This window comes from Sphingomonas sp. 28-62-11 (assembly GCF_002278865.1).
In the GTDB taxonomy this organism is placed as follows: Bacteria; Pseudomonadota; Alphaproteobacteria; order Sphingomonadales; family Sphingomonadaceae; genus Sphingomonas.
Window position 1 is genome coordinate 1 of record NZ_NCGB01000049.1, and the last position, 17594, is coordinate 17594.

General features: G+C 58.5%; 16 protein-coding genes. 4 read left to right on the forward strand and 12 right to left on the reverse strand.

Features of this window, described 5'->3' with window-relative positions; all coding sequences use genetic code 11:
• Window positions 1-361 precede the first annotated feature (361 nt).
• The 6 genes from B7Y49_RS13515 to B7Y49_RS13540 form a co-directional block, all read right to left on the reverse strand.
• Window positions 362-1009 (reverse strand): ABC transporter ATP-binding protein, encoded by a 648-nt coding sequence (locus tag B7Y49_RS13515; RefSeq protein WP_374128125.1) that lies wholly within the window; start codon window positions 1007-1009, stop codon window positions 362-364.
• Window positions 1006-1788, reverse strand: coding sequence for an ABC transporter permease (locus B7Y49_RS13520; protein ID WP_374128126.1), 783 nt, complete (start codon window positions 1786-1788; stop codon window positions 1006-1008). Before B7Y49_RS13520 ends, B7Y49_RS13515 begins: the two co-directional genes overlap by 4 nt.
• A gap of 4 nt (window positions 1789-1792) precedes the next feature.
• The gene (locus B7Y49_RS13525) at window positions 1793-2917 is read right to left on the reverse strand and encodes a capsule biosynthesis protein (protein WP_374128127.1); all 1125 of its coding nucleotides are present in this window, start codon (window positions 2915-2917) and stop codon (window positions 1793-1795) included.
• Window positions 2918-3103: 186 nt separating this feature from the next.
• A complete protein-coding gene (locus tag B7Y49_RS13530; protein ID WP_374128128.1) occupies window positions 3104-4363 on the reverse strand; it encodes a capsule biosynthesis protein in 1260 nt (419 codons plus the stop codon).
• Window positions 4360-5808 (reverse strand): hypothetical protein, encoded by a 1449-nt coding sequence (locus B7Y49_RS13535; protein ID WP_374128129.1) that lies wholly within the window; start codon window positions 5806-5808, stop codon window positions 4360-4362. Before B7Y49_RS13535 ends, B7Y49_RS13530 begins: the two co-directional genes overlap by 4 nt.
• Before the next feature lie 309 nt (window positions 5809-6117).
• Complete coding sequence (locus B7Y49_RS13540) at window positions 6118-6840, reverse strand: hypothetical protein (RefSeq protein WP_374128130.1); 723 nt, start codon at window positions 6838-6840, stop codon at window positions 6118-6120.
• Between B7Y49_RS13540 and B7Y49_RS13545 the strand changes: the two genes are divergently transcribed.
• Window positions 6830-8047 carry a succinylglutamate desuccinylase/aspartoacylase family protein gene (locus B7Y49_RS13545; RefSeq protein WP_374128131.1) on the forward strand — a complete coding sequence of 406 codons (1218 nt, stop codon included), beginning with the start codon at window positions 6830-6832 and terminating at the stop codon, window positions 8045-8047. The genes B7Y49_RS13540 and B7Y49_RS13545 overlap by 11 nt on opposite strands.
• Before the next feature lie 223 nt (window positions 8048-8270).
• Window positions 8271-11555 carry a TonB-dependent receptor domain-containing protein gene (locus tag B7Y49_RS13550; protein WP_374128132.1) on the forward strand — a complete coding sequence of 1095 codons (3285 nt, stop codon included), beginning with the start codon at window positions 8271-8273 and terminating at the stop codon, window positions 11553-11555.
• Between the two features lie 215 nt (window positions 11556-11770).
• On the opposite strand, the gene B7Y49_RS13555 is transcribed toward B7Y49_RS13550, so the two are convergent.
• From B7Y49_RS13555 to B7Y49_RS13575, 5 genes are all read right to left on the reverse strand, one after another.
• Window positions 11771-12046, reverse strand: coding sequence for a hypothetical protein (locus B7Y49_RS13555; protein WP_374128133.1), 276 nt, complete (start codon window positions 12044-12046; stop codon window positions 11771-11773).
• A gap of 35 nt (window positions 12047-12081) precedes the next feature.
• Window positions 12082-12828 carry a hypothetical protein gene (locus B7Y49_RS13560; RefSeq protein WP_374128134.1) on the reverse strand — a complete coding sequence of 249 codons (747 nt, stop codon included), beginning with the start codon at window positions 12826-12828 and terminating at the stop codon, window positions 12082-12084.
• A gap of 80 nt (window positions 12829-12908) precedes the next feature.
• Window positions 12909-13064, reverse strand: a complete 156-nt coding sequence (locus B7Y49_RS13565; RefSeq protein ID WP_374128135.1) for a hypothetical protein — start codon at window positions 13062-13064, stop codon at window positions 12909-12911.
• Window positions 13065-13511: 447 nt separating this feature from the next.
• Window positions 13512-13916 carry a hypothetical protein gene (locus tag B7Y49_RS13570; RefSeq protein ID WP_374128136.1) on the reverse strand — a complete coding sequence of 135 codons (405 nt, stop codon included), beginning with the start codon at window positions 13914-13916 and terminating at the stop codon, window positions 13512-13514.
• Between the two features lies 1 nt (window position 13917).
• The gene (locus tag B7Y49_RS13575) at window positions 13918-15630 is read right to left on the reverse strand and encodes a hypothetical protein (protein ID WP_374128137.1); all 1713 of its coding nucleotides are present in this window, start codon (window positions 15628-15630) and stop codon (window positions 13918-13920) included.
• A 234-nt stretch (window positions 15631-15864) separates the two neighbouring features.
• Here B7Y49_RS13575 and B7Y49_RS13580 point away from each other — a divergent pair, with 234 nt between their 5' ends.
• Window positions 15865-16728, forward strand: coding sequence for a hypothetical protein (locus B7Y49_RS13580; protein WP_374128138.1), 864 nt, complete (start codon window positions 15865-15867; stop codon window positions 16726-16728).
• A 150-nt stretch (window positions 16729-16878) separates the two neighbouring features.
• A complete protein-coding gene (locus tag B7Y49_RS13585) occupies window positions 16879-17070 on the forward strand; it encodes a transposase (RefSeq protein ID WP_374128139.1) in 192 nt (63 codons plus the stop codon).
• On the opposite strand, the gene B7Y49_RS13590 is transcribed toward B7Y49_RS13585, so the two are convergent.
• Window positions 17067-17312 carry a hypothetical protein gene (locus tag B7Y49_RS13590; RefSeq protein WP_374128140.1) on the reverse strand — a complete coding sequence of 82 codons (246 nt, stop codon included), beginning with the start codon at window positions 17310-17312 and terminating at the stop codon, window positions 17067-17069. The two genes, B7Y49_RS13585 and B7Y49_RS13590, sit on opposite strands and share 4 nt — an antisense overlap.
• Between the last annotated feature and the right edge of the window lie 282 nt (window positions 17313-17594).

Below are 17594 nucleotides of genomic sequence, written 5' to 3' on the forward strand. Positions count from 1 at the left end.
GCCCGGCACGCGAGCATAAAGCTCTCTGAACCGATGTGGACCTCGTTCTTCGAACTGCATACCGGCCCGTGGCGACTATCAGGCCACAACAAGAGGCCTAACACACGAGCGATAAAAGCGCCAAGCCATCATCAATGTTCGAAAATCACCTTGCAAAATTGAGGTCGTCCGCACTCTGTCAGAGGCACTTGGCCCGGACTGGCCGGCAAGAATTAGATAAGGCCCAGCCGTGGGGCCCAAGAACGGGTACCAGCTCAAATAACGGCCGGTCTATAGTTGCCGCCGAATGACAGGCGGGGGTTACGTCAGTCACCACATCACAGGCTATCAAATAACTGACCAATTCGGGCTGCACGCCTACCTAAAGCGCATCATAGTCCGCAATCGCCTGCGATACATCGTTGTGATGAGTGGCCAAGCCGTTGTGGATGACCATGCCGCGATTGCAGGTTTCGCGGATGGTGTTCATGTCATGGCTAGCAATGATCATGGCGCGGTCGGCGCGCTTTTCAAACAATTCGTGGTGGCATTTGCGCTGGAAATTCTGGTCACCAACCAGGATGACCTCGTCGATCAGATAGCAATCAAATTCGATAGCGAGCGAGAGCGCGAAGGCGAGGCGGGCGCGCATCCCGGAAGAATAGGTTTTCACCGGCATTTTCAACGATCCACCAAGTTCGGTGAAATCCTCCACGAAATCGCGCATTTCGGCATAGGCGCGGCCATAGATGCGGGCGATGAAGCGGGCGTTGTCATAGCCGGTCAGGCTACCCTGAAAGCCGCCGTTGAAGCCGATCGGCCAGCTCGAGGTCATATGGCGGTGGATGCGGCCGCTGTCGGGCAGCTCGACCCCGCCGATCTGCTTGATGAAGGTGGATTTGCCAGCGCCGTTGCGACCGAGCACGGCCACACGTTCTCCTTTCCCGATAGTTAAGTTGACGCCCTTTAACACCTCGCGTCGCCCGTGGCCCGCAGGGTAGCTCTTCCGGATGTCCTGACAGACGATCATTCGACCACCAAACGACGGCGTACTATGCGGCACAACAGGAGGCCGAGCGCCATGCAGGGGAGGATAAATTTCAGCGGGTAAAGAAAATCATAATGCGGAGCGATCGAAGGACCGAATATGCCATACCGCATCATTTCCATGCCATGCACCGGTGGAGAATAGAGCACGGCAGTTGCCGCAACCCCATGGAGCGCGCTGACTAGATAGAAGGCACCGGAAAACGGTATCATGATATAGATCGTGACCGGCATCACCTTTTCAACGACCTCACTCATTTCGCTAAGCGGTGCAACAACTAGCGCAACAGCAAGCGTGAATAAGGCATAATAACCCCAGCCCAGTATCACGAAACCAATATCGTACGGTACGGGAAACAAGCCGAAGGCCCCAAGCGCAAGTGCAATGAAAAGATAAGCCATCATGTGGCCGATTAGTTCAACCAGAAAGCGCACCAACAGGACATCAAGCACCTTGACCTGCCGGTGATACATCAGGCCGCTGTTGGCCGTGAAGCTACTGATGGAGCGGGAGATGGTGCTGCGGAACAAGACGAGGGGAATATAACCGGTCACCACAAAGGCGACGATGTCCACCCCATATTCCAGTGGTCCCTTCATGATCCGCCACAGAATGCCGACAAGAATTGCAAACAGTAATGGCTCAACCATGATCCAAAGGAAGCCGATGTTCTCGCGACCGAAGCGCGTGGTCAACTCGCGGAGCATCAGGGCACCAATAACCCGGACCTGGATATCCCAGCCCTCGCTCAACGAACTCATCGGTTCATTCCTCCGGCGCGTGCTCGAGAATGCCAACCACAAACATCCAGATTATGAAATAAAGGCAGAGAGCAAAGCCAAATATCGTTAGCACGGTTCGAAAAGCCTTGGGATACTCGGCTTTGTCGGGAGTATTCGGATTTACGACCCGCTCCAAATAAAACTGCTGCTTAAGAGCATCGGTTCGGGCACCTGCAAGCGTGGTTTGAGCAAGGACCAATAGTTCGGATGACAACTCTTGCTCGAGTTTGAGCGCGTCGTAAGAAGGAAGCTTACTGCTGATTGTATTGCCTCTGCCAACCACGCGGGCAGTCTGTCGCGCGATTTCGCGCGTCAGGGAAGCAATCTGTTCCCGAAGTGTTGGAATCGAAGGGTGGTCAGGTGTCACTTGTTGCAGAGTCGATAACTGTGCCTCAAGCGCGGCACGCTCAGAGATGATGCGATTCACAATCTCCCCGACGCCCGTTGCCTCCTGCAAAGGATCAACGACCGACACACGGTTCCGATATTGGGCAATCGCTCGTCGGGCGGCGGCCACCCGTGCCTCGGCCTCGACTACTCGGATCTCGGCTTCCTCGATCGCCTTGGTGCGCGCGTTTTCGTTCAGCTCGTTGACCAGTTGCTCGCTCTGCTTAAGCAACTTCTGATTAATCGCTGCGGCTTCGGCCGGGTTGAACGCTATCGCTCGCAACACAACCAGCCCTGTATCGGTATCAAGGTTAATCTGCACTTTGTTGCGGTAGTAGTCAAACAGCTCCTCAAAAGCACCCTTCTGCCACGGAAGCGGAAAACGTGACAGCAGGTCAATCTCTGCGGCACCATATACTTTTCGGATCGACAGTTCTTGAACGAGAATTTCCAACGCTGAACGTGACCGTACGAAGTCAATCACCTGATTAGACTGTTCCTGCCCTGCCGAAAGGCCCGTTGTCTGGATGAGATTGGCGAAAGAGGAGACCTGCGACGTGCGCTGGTTCGGCGCCTTGATTACGAAGCGGGACTCAGAGACATATTGGCTGGAAGCGATCCCAAAAAAATAGATGGCGCTGAGAAGCACAGGCACCACCACCGCTGCCATAAACCAAGGATGACGCTTCGCCGAAGCGGGCAGTTGGCTGAGGAGATTCATCGGCGCCCTATGCAACTGGAAACTGGCCATTGCTAGCAAAAAGTCCATATTGGCTTATCCCGTATAGACCTTGGTTGCACCATCCGCGTCGGGCAATCACGACCAACTGCGGGACCACGTTTCGATCTGCGCCAAATGTTTTAACGTCGGACATTTAAGACAATTTCGGCGCCGACGGTTTCGACATTACAACGCTATCGTTTGCGCAGCCGGTATGTTCTCTGCTTCGCGATCTGCGGACAAACGGGCAACGGCCGTGTCGATCAGCATCCCGATGCCTGCATCGCTGAGAAACGCGCCGCGGAGCAGGCAACGATCGACGAGAACCCGGTAAAAGGCGTCAAAGATATGTTGATCGGGTGCCTGAGCGTGACGCCAGAACTGATCGAGTCCCGACTGGTGCGTAATCCCGGCGATGTCATAGACGGCATTACCCATCACCGCGACAGGCTTGCCCTCGATGAGGGCCAGCGTCCCGGCGGTGCTGTTGACGGTGACCATCCCGTGCGCGCGCCGAACCAGCTGCAGCAGATCGCCATGTTCGATAAAATCCACCCGATCGGCCACACCGAAACGGTGCGCCTCCTCCATCGTGATCTTGCGCCAGTCGTTCAGGCCGGCATCCAGCGGATGTTCCTTCACGGCCAGCCGCATCGTTGCGGGCGCGCGGTCTGCGAAACTAGCCATTACCTTGACAATCGCAGGCCGCATCCCGCGAAAATCCGAGTGTAGTCTGATTTGGTAATCAGAATCGAGCTGAAGCGGAAAGATAACGTAATCTGCCGTCTGCAGATTGTTCAGTGCAGCCTCTGCGCGCGCATATTCTTCCTTCCGCCGCTGAAACCGCCGCAGCCATTCCACGCCTTCGGCGACGGGATCACTTGGGCGATGGCTGCGATGGAAGGGGAATCGCCAATATTGGAGCACGAATTCGGCGTAATAGAAAAATGCGCCCCAGCCGCGTGCTGTTTGAAACGACTCGATGGGCGGAAAGCTAGGCACGGGCGGCAGGTTTCGGGCACGCTCGACATACCATTGCGGGTCGCGGGACAGTGTCGAGTTACCGTTCACGCCATCGCGTTCCAGCGTTACCCAGTCGGGACGGATATAGCCTTCTTCGAAAACATGGACCCGCACCGCAATCGCCTTGGCAGCCCGGATGGCAAGGACATGCTTCGGGCGACAATCCCCATAGACGACAAGGTCGGTCACCTGACGATCGCCGAGAAAACGGGCGATATAATCGGGCCAGCGGCTTTCGCGCCCGACATAATCGATCTGACCGCCCCAGGTGGCGCGATCCCCACCGTTGAAGTTGATCCGCAGCACATGGTGGCCATGCGACTGCAGAACCCGACCCAGCCTTGGGAAAAACGAGCCATGCGGCCCCTGCAGGAACAGGAAAACGCGCTTCTCCGGCGGGAAATTTTCCACCAGCGCGTTCACCGAAACCACCGATTGACCTGGCCCTGAAGCGCGCGGACGCGAGTCAGCAAGCTCTGGTGCTGGAAGCTTGGCTGCGCCATTCTTGAAATCAGCAGTTCGGGCGTACATGGCAGTTTGGTCACCGGATCAAGATATTGCGGGTAGACAAGCAACGACCCCGCCACAAGCTCCATTAGCGACAGGCGGCGGGTTCGCCGTGGCAATGCACCGGCCAAATCCTGGGTCAATCCCCATCCCGCAAAAAATGGTTGCCCGTGGACGATAACCTCGCGTCGGCGAAGTAACGCCTCGAACCCTGCCAGAGAGGTCCAGACATGGACCGCATCAACCGCCTCAAGCATCGCCGCCATTGATACGTCACGCACGACAAGATCGGCGAATTTCAGGCACTCCCGGTCACTAATCGCGCCTTTGCGGTGGCCTGCCTCAACATCCGGATGCGGTTTGAAGATCAGAAAGGAGTCGGGCTCATGCGCACGTGCCCGACGGAGCAAATCGAAGTTACCCCTAACGTCGCCGCCGCCTAGCAAGACCGATCGATCATCTTCAACCTGGCCTGTCACAAGAACCCGGCGGCCCGTTGCCGGCGACTCAGGGGGCCGATCGTGCCCGGCGGCATATTTGCTGATTCCCGATGCGACGATCATGGCAACCAAGGCCGACGCCCGATCGATCAATGATTGCGGAAATGGCATTGTTTCAAGCAGTACTTCCAAGGCACTGGGTTGGGTGGGATCGTAATAAATGCCAATCGGATCAACGACAACCGACTGGGGCGGATGCAGGCCGCTACCAAGACCTACCGACCGGATGAACCCATCCTCGATTTGACAAATCGGAACGCTCGCCGCTTTGGCAAGACTAAAAACGGATGCAGGAACACGGGACGGCCATACCGCAATCGCCCCTTTGGCACGTCCGGCTGCTTGCACGGCATTAGCGGCGCTTCGATAAAAAAGTCGCTGGCGGGCTTGGCCGGCCCATAAGAAGGTCTCAATTTCCTGGCGTTTCCAGTCTGCGATCCCCGCCGCGGCCGCAATCTTTCGATTGCCGTCAATCATCGTCCGCCAAGCGGTGAGCTGGTCGATCATCGCGATAGGCGCGCAGGGGGCGCCGGTAAAACAATCATGATAGTGCCGGTTGGCGAGTAGAACGGCTTCGATCACCGTGAGCGGATCGACTGGCGGCGAGGCAATCTCCCTTCCATCGGCGACTGTAAAATGCCGCACAGGGACACCGGCGATCTGTGCCACAATGGCACGCTCATCACCTGCTGAGACGAATAAACTCACAGCCCCGTCGAGGATCGACCAAGGATCGACAGGGCCATAATCCACACGCCCGCCCTGCTGCTGCAGCCAAGCTTTGATGCGCTTTCCTTCGCGTCCGGTCGGGACGATGGCGCGCCACGGAAACGCGCCAGAAGCGATCAGCGCCGCATGCATGCCCTTTGCCTGAGCAAGGGTTTGTGGGCACAGGATGTGAATGGCCGCACCCGTATGCGGCATTGGTGGTGCCCAGAATTCGCCGCCTACCCGAACCGACAGCAGTCGCCTTCGTACCTCGGATGGCGATTCGTCCGTGGCCAGCATGTTCAGCGGGGCGTTGCGGGGGGCATTATCAACCGCGGGCGAAACTGGTCTCGCCCTCGGAAACGGCGGCACGCGCAGAAAATATGTGCTCTGCAGGTCAGTCATGCTCGTGCCTGCTCAGATGCCCGAATCATCATCGACTAAACGGCCGGCAACCCATCATCATATTTGGACGTCACGAAGGGCATTGCGGTCTGCCAGGGCTAGAAACAGGCCGACCATGAACGGCAGGACTTGGGGGATCGTGGAAATCAGGATCCCCGCCGAGACCTCCATCCCGAAAGCTAATACGCTGATCGAAAGCAAGGCGTAACTGAAATGGGCGGCATAGGCCTGAATGCTGCTGAGCGTCCGAAATCGGCGATCGGCGATCTGTGCGCGAAGCGTCCAAGCACCGGTCGCAACCCCATAGGAAAACAACCACCCGAGCACCGGGACAGTTGAGGGATCATCGACGAAACAACTGAGCACTTGAACGTTCACAAGCACGATCACGGCCGGAATAATCGCGCTGCAGATCGCGGCCAAGCAGTAGCCTAGGCGCCGACGCCCCGTTTCGGCAACCTGCCGCGCGCGATCGGCGAGAAAGCCGTCTTCGCGGGGCAACAGGCTGGCGAGAACGAACAGTAGACTGGCAACGGCAAAGCCCAGAACGACGAGATGGGCGTCACCCAAGACGGTAAGTGCGAGGGCTGAAATCACTGCCAATGCGGACAGCGCGGCCATGGGAAACGTCGCCGTGCCCAAAACGGTACCGGTGGATAACAATGAACGACTGCCCCAATTAATTCGCTGCTGCTTACCCAAAACGACCAATGTGGCCAAGCATTCAAATAACGGACGACCGAACAATTCCCTTCGCTTCACGACCCAATTGACGTCCACGACGTACCACCGCAACGAACCCCGCCTCAACCGCCTCTCAAACATGGTTTGCGATGCCGATCCCATCGCTTATATCAATGCCATCGTCCGTTTGTTCGCCTTGGTCCGCGCCTTTGCAATGGCGGCGCTCTGCCTCATACCGGGGCTGCTTCCCACAACTGTCATCAAAGCCCAAACCGTCCTGACCAGCGACCGCATTGACGGAACGCCAGTAATCGACCGGCTTGATGCCAGCGATCTCGCCACAGGGCAGGTCCACCGCTTCTGGTTCCGGGTCAGCGATAATGCGATCGGCCAGGCTTGGTACGTACCGGTAATCGTTATGAAGGGCGCGAAGCCTGGCCACCGGCTGCTGCTGACGGCCGGCATTCACGGCGATGAACTCAACGGGATCGATGTGATCCACCGGCTGGTCGGCAAGATCGATCTGGCGCGGCTTTCAGGAACGATTGTTGCCGTGCCCGGGTTGAACACGCCAGGACTTTTACATCACACGCGCGCCTTCACGCCGGGCGACGGGGCGGATGGGGCCAATCTCAACCGCCTGATGCCGGGCGATCCGGCGAGCAACGATCGGGCGGTTCGATATGCCGGGCGGCTGTGGTCGCAGGTGCTGCGACCCAATGCTGATACGGCGATCGACCTGCACACCCAGTCGCGCGGCACCGCCTATCCAATGTATGTTTTTGCTGATTCGGCGCGGGCACGCGCGATCGGCGAACTCATCGGCCCCGACATGATCAAGATCGATCCGGGCGTTGCCGGCAGTATTGAGACCGAGATGCTAAAGAGCGGCGTTCCCGCAATCACGCTTGAGCTCGAACGGCCCGAGATGTTCGACCGTCGAGTCATCGGCCGGGCGGTCGACGGTATCCAGCGGGTGATGGTCGATCTGAAAATGCTCCCGGGCGGCAGCGCGCCGCCCCGAAAAGTCACCCCCTATATCGGTGATACACTCGCCCGGGTCGGCACCAGCCGGGGTGGTTTTGCGACGCTGCTGGTCGACCTCGGCGATTCGGTCGCGAAGGGACAGGAGGTTGCCACAATTGCCGATCCTTTCGGGCGAATCGTTGAGAGATTGACGGCGCCGGAGGCCGGCCGCGTCAGCACGATCGCCACTGATCCATTGCGCGATCCGGGCGACACGGTGATGCGCATCTTGTACACCGCCCACTCGACCAGTAGCGACACCCCGCCCAGCCCCTGACGCCAGAACACGAGCATCGCGTGACGTGCGACGCGCGACGTCGAGCAAGCACGCCGAGGGGTCAAACGCGCGGCTGGTGCGTTTTGCTCAACTATTTTGTGGCTTTATGGTTACACTTAGGGAAAAACTTTGTGACCGGCGCGTGCGACTTTTTTGCTGCGTTGCAATGTAAGAAATGTTGATCCACCATTGACTGGTAATTTTATTGCTGTTGGGGGATCAAATGCATTTGAGTTCAAAGCTTTTCGCGCTTTCCAGCGCTTCTGTTGTTGCGCTGATGCTCGGGGGAGCAGCCCATGCGCAAACGGCGCCAGATGCGGAACCAGCGGCGAACGACGACACGATCGTCGTTACAGGCAGCCGATTGCAGCGTGATCCCAATGCCACCGCCCCGCTGCCCGTTAGCAGCGTAACGGCTGAACAACTCCGCGCAGCCGGCAACACCGATGTAACAGCCACGCTGCGCACGATCCCGGCGCTGATCTCATCGGGTTCGGTCGCCGATTCGCTTGAGCGCGGCGGCGGCGGCGTTGGCCAGGCGACGCTCAATTTGCGCCAACTCGGCTCCAACCGCACGCTCGTACTGATCGACGGCTATCGCCATGTTTCTGGCGTTGCGGGTGCGCAGACGGTTGACGTGGCCACAATCCCCAATGCGCTGATCGAGCGGGTTGACGTGCTGACCGGCGGCGCATCCGCCGTCTACGGTGCCGATGCCGTTACCGGCGTGGTAAACTACGTACTCAACAAAAATTTCGAAGGCCTGCGCATCGATGCTCAGGGCGGCATTTCGTCGCAGGGTGATGGCGAAACTTTCCGGATCGAAGGCACCTACGGCAAGAATTTTGCCGGCGGCCGCGGTAACTTCTCCTTCACCGCAGGCTATACCAATGACGCCGAAGTGCTGCTGGGTGACCGCGATTTCACCGCAGATAACGGTCGGGGCAACAACTCGACGACTTATGCCAACCCGGCCCGCCGTTTCCAGAAGGGCGACATCAACGCGGCGACGATGCCGAACTTTGCGAACTTCTTCCGCGTCGGTGGCCCCGGCCCCCGAACCAGCCGGATCTCGTTCGGCCCGGCAATCCCAACGGCAGCGCAATTTGCGACGATGTTTCCGGGCCGCACGCCAACCGCTGCAGAGCAGGCATTGATCGACCGGGCAACCAATTCGCCGACATTCGTGATCGCACGCCAACCCGTGTTCGCCATCAGCTCGAATGCTGGCCTCATCTTCCGCGCTGACTTCGCGCGGTTCAGCACCGATCTGAACAACAATGGCATCGCCGATTGTAATGAGAGCTTTGTCGGCTGGACGGGCTTTGGCGGCGGCGGCTGCTATGTCTCGACGTCGAACGGTGGCGTCAAGATTTTCGAAGACGGCATCATATCGACCAGCCAGAACCAATTTGGTGGTGACGGCGCGGTGGAACGTACCAACCAGACCTCGCTGATCCCAGGCAGCGAGCGTTTCTATGGCGATTTCCGTGCGAATTTCGAGCTTTCACCGGCGGCGGAGTTCTTCGTTGATGCGAAGTACGCACGCAACAACACGACGTCGCGGAACAATTACAACACTTTCTACGATTCGCTGCTGATCTTCCCGGACAACCCGTTCACGCCAGCCGCGCTTCAGGCCGAATCGAATGCCGCTGGTGGTCTTCGCGTCAGCCGCGATTTCCTAGATCTCGGGCCGAACATCCAGACCGCCAAGCGCGACACCTATCGCATCGTCGGTGGCGTGCGCGGCGAGGTGACGAGCAACCTGAATTACGAACTCGTCGCCAACTATGGCCGCACGGATAACTCGGTCACCCAAAGCAACTCAGTGCTCTACGATCGCCTGTTCGCTGCGATCGACGTGGTGCGCGGGCCGAATGGTCAGCCGATCTGCCGATCAAACATCAGCAACGTGCCCCACCCCGGTTCGGAAACCTTCCCTTTCATCGAAGGCGGTTTCTTCACTTTCCGCCCGGGTGACGGCCAGTGCCGCCCGGCGAACATCCTGAACGGGGTCAACTCGATCAGCCAGGACGCGGTTGATTTCATTACCACGCCAACGACCGATCTGTTCCGGCTGACCCAGTTTGTCATCAACGGCACGGTGACGGGTGATACGGGCGGCTTCTTCACCTTGCCCGGTGGCGCAGTGCAATTCGCGATCGGAGGTGAATATCGCCGTGAAACGTCCAGCTCGCGCTTCAGCGATCTCGAACTCGGCATCCTGCCCGCCAATTCGCCCGCAGGCCCGGCCGGCACGTTTATCGGTGACGTGTCAGCCAACCAGCAGCTGATTTTCGATCCGTCGACGCGCACGCTAAACACGGGCGGGTCGTTCGACGTGAAAGAAGTGTTCGGCGAATTTTCGCTGCCACTGCTGAAGGACACCGCGTTCTTCCATGAGCTGACCGTGGGTGCCGCTGGCCGCTATGCCGATTATTCGACGGTTGGCGGTGCCTTCACCTGGAACGTCAACGGCATCTGGGCACCTATTCCCGATATCCGGTTCCGCGGCACCTATGCCCGCGCCATCCGCGCGCCAAACATTGCCGAGTTGTTCAGCCCGGCGCAGGGCGCGACCTTCCGTCCATCCGATCCGTGCGACGTCATCAACCAGAACGCCACAGCCGCACGCCGTGCCAACTGCATCGCGGCGGCAACGGCTCTTGGTATTCCCAACGCTGCCACCTTCATCGCCAATTACAGCGATCCGCTCACCGGGCGTTTTTCCGGCACCAGCGGCGGCAACCCCAATCTGAACAAGGAAACCGCGACCACCTTCACCGTCGGTGCTGTGGTGCAACCCCGCTTCATCCGCGGGCTGACGGTTTCGGCCGATTACTACTCGATCCGCATCAACGATGCGATTGCAGCGGTGCAGGCGCAGGATATCGTCAACACCTGCTACGACAACACGACCTTCCCGAACCAGTTCTGCAGCCTGTTCCGGCGCAACGGCCCAACCGCTGGGCCCGCAACGTTCGGCTTTAACTTCCTGACGCAAACCCAGCTCAATTTCGGCCGGATCGAAACGTCAGGCATCGACGCCAGCATCAATTATGGCTTCGATATCAGCCAGTATAAGATCAATGTCGGCGTCAACGGCAACTGGACTGAAAAGGTCGATCGCTTCTTCGATCCGAATGACCCGACCCTGGTCAACCCGGCGCTACGCGAGCTGAGCGTGCCGGAATTTTCGGGCACGGCGAACATTAACGTCAAGCGTGGGCGGTTCACCGTTGGCTATAACGTGCAGTATATCGACAGCACGGCTGTAGCTGCGGCTGTGCAGATCGAGCGGATCGCCACCGAATTCGGCGATGCAGGCTTCGCGCCAACCTATTTCGTCCATGGGCTGTCGTTCAACTTCGACATTTTCAAGGACAGCGCGATCTATGGCGGTGTCAACAACCTGACTGACGCTCAACCGTACCTGTCGAGCTCAGCCTATCCCGTCTCGGGCCTCGGCCGGCTGTTCTTCCTGGGCATCCGCACCAAGCTTTAAGCACGGGGCGGTTCGCCCGGGCATTCGATCAACGCAAAAGCGGCGGGGGAGCAATCCTCCGCCGCTTTTTTGTTAGGTCTTAGAGGCGCGACGAGGCAACGCCACCGGGCAATTACCGCGTTACGTGCTTTGGAGCCTGCGCTATCGTCACGATACGGACGGCGGCGCTTTACGCGGCAGCAACGAACAAGGAATGAAACGCTGCTCCGGCCTGATCAGTCGATTCTGGCGTCACGAATTGCTTCCAGTTCCGCCAGGCGGACAGGATCATCCTCTGCCAGTTTTTCTTCGAGGTAAAATCCATACGGAATGTCGCGAACCAGTTTCTGCGCTTCACCGCTATACTCTTCGGCGATAATCGCAAATGCATCGACGAGTTCGCGTAGAAAACCCTTATCGAGACCTTCGATATCACCTGCCATACATTCCATCATCTCGACCGCCTCGTCGGGATCCAGTTTTTCTTCATCGGTTAATTCGAGGAACAGCATAAAATTAGCGATAATTCGAGCGACTTGAAGAGCAATCATGGCTTCGCTACCCTTACTTTAATGTTTTTGATATTCATCGATTTAAACAGTTTTAGGGCTTTTGCGCGCTGAACTTCATCCGGAACGACCCACGTTCCGATAGCTCCATTTTCTTCAAGGGCTTGCGTCTGGCGTGCTACTTGGGCTCGTGCCCTTGGCGCGTTAACAACTTTCAGTTTCCAATCTTCCATGTACTCACCTAGTGTGCCGTCGAACTTCACTGGACGCTTGGAACCGTCGGCCATTGTTCGCATCAGTGTCGGCGCCATACCGGGCCGGGCGTTGGGTGCTGAATCGTTGTAACGCTTTGCAGGACTGTCGCGACCGAGATTTTCCCTCACCCAGCCGATCTGCGGCGACGGAAACGGACCCGGTCTGGGCCTTGCCATCCGAAGGCGACGCGCTGCCGCAACCTTCGCGACCGCCGTACCCGGCACAGCCGACACCGCGAGATTTCCGGCAACTGATCCGGCGGCGCGCCCGATATCGCGTGGTGTCGCATTGCCAATCGCCCGGGCGGCGCGCGACACCTGAACGCGAGCCGGTGTCTCCTCGGCCGCGATCGCCGCGTCAATCGTGTTGGCAATCCCCAACACTGCATTGCGCGCCGTCGTGGCCGGGTTGGTCGTCAACGCCGCATAGGCACCCGTCACGACGCCTTCTGCGACACCATAAAGCCCCTCACCAACACCACCCACAAACTCGACAGCTGGATTGCCTTGCCTGTCTTGCTGCACTGCCACTGGCTTGAATCTCGCCTCAGTCGCCCCACGGCCTGCCGGCTTCGGAGCCGGCCGCGCCGTTTGCCCAGCGCGCGTCGCTTCTACGCGCGGCCTTGCCGTGATTCGAGGTTGCGGAGGGTTAGCGCGATCAGCAGATTGGCCCCCGCCTGCGCCATGATGACGCCCCGATCCCGCAAAGGTGAACCGACCATCATCGGGATCGTGCCAGGGGTTGAACTTGAGTTCGATTCCGGCATTGACCGAAACAGGGGGCAACCTGCCCGTCCGCAACCAATGTGAAAACGCGCTTTGTTGCTTTTGGCCTGAAGGACGAATCATACCGCCTCACCTGAAGATGCGGTGAGAACATTTGAAGAACAAAATCCAACAAGTCAAACAGAAATGGACACGCCGGGATGCAATCCGTCCGGATTAAGACCTCTGTTCAGTTGCGCTGGTTATAATTTCGGAGAAATGGTGCCGCTTACAGGACTCGAACCTGTGACCCCCGCATTACGAAGGAAGTTGACTGAACGAATAAAGGCAATGCTTTTCAATTATATAGGTCAATAATCCGCGGTCCGTCGATGATCGACCCAAGCCCCACCCAAACGCGGCGACGAAGCGAAATCCAGCGTTGCCTTCTGGAAGTGCGTTGGCTCAGTCGATCGGCGAAATGTGACCTACGCTGGACCCACTCGGCCCTAACTGGCCGGCTCGTATTGAGCTGCTAGCTGACAGGCAGGTTTCAGGGGATCGGCGAACGAAAGCTGCTGTCGCGCGCGGGTAAAGGCGTACTTCCGCTTCCGCCCCAATCCCAGCCGTTCAGCGCGGCTTTTCGTTCTCCTAAAACCCGCCGTTCGCTGAACAAGCGTTTTTCGGCAAATGTTGGGCCGGGAACGGACTGTCAGGTATTCGTCGGCGAAGTGAGGATAGCGGCCTTTCGCAAGTTGGGAAATGTCGATCGTCGCGAGATGGGCCGATGGGCGAACAACCGGTCCGAAAACAGTAATCTTCCCTTCCGACGAAGCGGGCAGGGCCATGAGTCCGGGAGCTTCATCCTGGGCTTGCAGAATGGCGATCCGATCAAACCATTTGAAGAATGCCACGCTACCTTCCTTGATCAGCGATCCGTTCGTTCGGTTCCGGGGTCGCCAGCCTCAGCCCGACTTTCAGAAATTCGTTCCAGCGCGGATCCATGAAGGGCAGCCAATCCACCAATTCTGGCGAGAAATCGGGCTTGATCTCCAGCAAGTGCCGATGAGCATTGCGCGCCTCCGTCAGCAGCCCCTGCCGCGCCAGCGCGTTGATTTTGGTCACGTGCGCGTACCAATAGGCGCGCCGCCGGAGAAGGGCCTGATCGGCATGGTCGATCGCGTGTTCCCAGTTGCCCATCATGCAATGCGCGATGGCCAGTTCGCCCAGCACCAGGAAGGTATGTTCGTCATTCGGCCCAAGCCGCAGCGCGAGCTGGAGCGGCGCGGTGGCCTCTGTCGGGCGATCGTCCAGGATCAACGTGCTGCCGATCTGCGAATGAGCAAGCGACAAGCTGGGATTTAGCGCTACCGCCTTGTAAAACAATGTCAGCGCTGGCCCGGGCCGACGCTGCCAGAGTTCGGCCATACCGGCATACATATAGGCGCGGCCATCCTCCCCATCGGCGGCAATGGAACGCTGGGCGAGCCGGCTGAGCGCCTGCATCTGGGCCTGGTTCTTGCGCCCAGTCCAGATTGATCGGGCGTGAAAGAAGGTCAACTGTATCAGTGCTTCTGCCGAATTGGGCACGCGTGCCAAGGCTTCGTTGAAGCATGCTTCCGCCAGCAAGGAATCCTCCCGCGTAAAGCGGTGGAGATGCCAACGACCACGCCAGATCAGGTCTTCTACGCCCAGATCGTGTGTAGGGGCGATGCTGACCCGCGCCTTTTCCGACGCATCAATCCGCGTATCGAGCACGCCGATGATCTCGACGATCCGTGCATCCAATACTGGCTGCGAAAATGGCAGCGGAAGGTCAGCCGTGTACGACCAGATATTCAGGCCGGTTTCCGCATCGGCCATCCGCAAGCCGAGTCGGGCAACGTCGGCCCCGCGCCGCAGCGATCCTTCCAGCACATAGCGAACGCCAAGCGACTGGCCGATCCGGCGAAGTTCGATTTGTGGATCGCGGTACAGGAAGCTAGCGCTGCGGGCGATCACCGGCAGCCAACGCAGCCTTGACAGGCGCTCTATCAATTCCTCGCTAATGCCATCGGCCAGATAATCGAGCGCGACGGAACCTGTCATGTTCTGCAGCGGCAACACGGCGATGGCCGTCTTGTTGGCAAATCCGGGGACGGGGGCGTCCATATCGACAATGCGAGCAGGCAGCCGCGCCTGCCCGGCGGCGTCGCGCTCCACGCCCGCCTCCTGCGCCCGGCGTTGCGCACGGAGCCAGTCCTCAAAGCTATCCTCGCCTGGAATGTCGAGCCCTTCCAGCAATTCGTGGTCGTAACCGGCTTCCTGCGTGCTGACGTCTAGTTGATCCAGGTCGAGCCAGACTCGGTTGAAGTCTGCGTTCAGCAGTGGAATGCCGCCGCAGTTCAAGATCGCCCGGACATTGGAAAGCTCGCGCCGCAAGCTGGCCTGCGCTTGCGGCTGCTGGCGACTGCTCCACAGCCGGTCTTGCAACCATACACGCGTCCTTTCGCCACCGCTTGCCAAGGCCAGCATTGCAATCAAGGCCTGCCCCCTTCGACTGGCGATCTCGATCCGTTCGCCATCGGGCGCGTACAGGCGAAACGCTCCCAAAATTTCCAGACGATACTTCCGCCGTGTTCGGTCCATCACATTTGTTCCCCCGTTAATGTCGCGAATAACTGATCGTCAGGGCTTTTCGCATAACTTTTCACGCATTTCGGACGGTCGTTTCACGCTCGGCCTACGACCGGCAATGAGGAGACACCCAGGGCAGCGAAGGAAAATCGAAATAGCTGCCGATCCAGGGGGATTTGATCATTAGAGACAGCCGTCAACCGGTCAGTTGGGCGTCCGGCAATAGTCCTGTAAGCGAGGCCTGCAATGGCTGCTGAGGATGTAGCGCTTACCAGCGCGCTCGATCGGCTAATCGCAGCCGCCAATCGGCAAGAGATCGATTCACCTGCTTTCGCGACCCTGCGCGCGTTGTACCAGCAAGCTGCCCACCGGATGGCCGGGCCGGAACATGCTGAGCCCCAACTGATCGCCGCCATCCACCGCGCAAGTGAAGCAATCGAGGCGCTGGATCCGCTAAAGATTGGCCGTGCCAACACCATCATCGTGGCGATGCGGGTGATGGCAGGCTTGCGGAAGACGAGCTTGCGGATGCAGCGCGATGTCCGCAAGCAACCAGCCGATCGCCGAGCTCAGGATGTGGCTGCAGCAGACCCGGAAGGATTGCTGCCGGCATCAATCGATCTTCGAACGATCATCCCCGATGTAGCAAGTCGCGCGCATATCGGCCCCAGCACCGCCAATTCCATTGCGGCTTGCATCCATGATGCACGACGGCTCGCGGGGCATCGTGCCCAGTTTGAATCGTCGCGCGTACAGATCCAATATGGCGAACAAATCATTGAGTCAGCAGCGCCGATGGATGGCGATTTCCAAGTGCTCAATGGCATTCGGATCAAGCCGGACGATGGATGTCGCCCCATCGCCGCTAATTTGTCACGTTTGAAGGAGAGATTGGCCGAAGGACTGCCCTTCGCTTTCCTGTTTCTGAACAGAGGCGGTGCCGATTGCCAGGGCGAGATGCTGTCGGACGGCACCGTACGGAGATCAGAGCTAACGGACTTCCCCAAAGCACAGACCGCGACCGCGGTTGGCTATGACGACAGCCAGCGGGCCTTTATTGTCCTCGAGTATGCGCGTGATCGAAAGGGTTCCAGCAGCGATCCTTCCTAACTGTCCTATGCCTATGTCACTGACCCGATTTTGTCCCAGGACGTCTGGATGATTCGTGCTGTTTAAGGGTGCTGATATCGGAAACGAATGAGCCGCAAATCCAGAGCAAAGGCGCCTAGGCCCTTTCGCTGTTTCAACTCGTCGCCCGAAGTGATCCGGCTGGTGGTGCTGATGTATGTGCGCTTCCCGATGTCGCTGCGAAATGTTGACGACCTGCTGTTCGGGCGCGGTATCGACCTGTGTCGTGAAACCCTGCGGATATGGTGGAACAGGTTTGGACCGATGTTCGCTGGCGACACTACGCGGCAGCAAGTGACACGAATAAGAGGCTTCGTGACCTAACGGCGGCTTTCGGGATCAACTTCCGTGCGGAGGAACGGCAGATATTGGGGCGCATAGTTGTCGCCATCGAGTGACCAAGCGAACGTCCGCTTAGGCATTCCTTGTTCCCGAAAGCTGTCGGACAGGAATCCACCCAGTTTCTGCCGTTCCTGCGCCATCGATCGATGCGCTTCGCCTGAAAGCCGACCGTCAGGTTTCGGTGTGGAAAGCTGCCCGGCGGCAACCGCCCCAGTTGTCGCCATTTAAGGCGTCTTCAGCCAATCCCGAAAGCCGCCGCTCATTTTGTACTCGTCGCGTAATGAGGAATGGCGCCCCCTAGGACATTGCTGCCATTTCCTGTTTATGCGTCGAACGTCCGCTTTCATTGGGAACTGACATTTAGGTTTTCGTGGCGCCAAGCCTTTGAGCGAGCGAGGCTGAAGTTTTGCGCACAGGCAGCTTCAGAGGGATTGGAGAAGAGCGGTATCGGGTCAATTCGTTTTGTGTCAGACACAATTTTTTGGATATGGCGGCAAATTATGGAC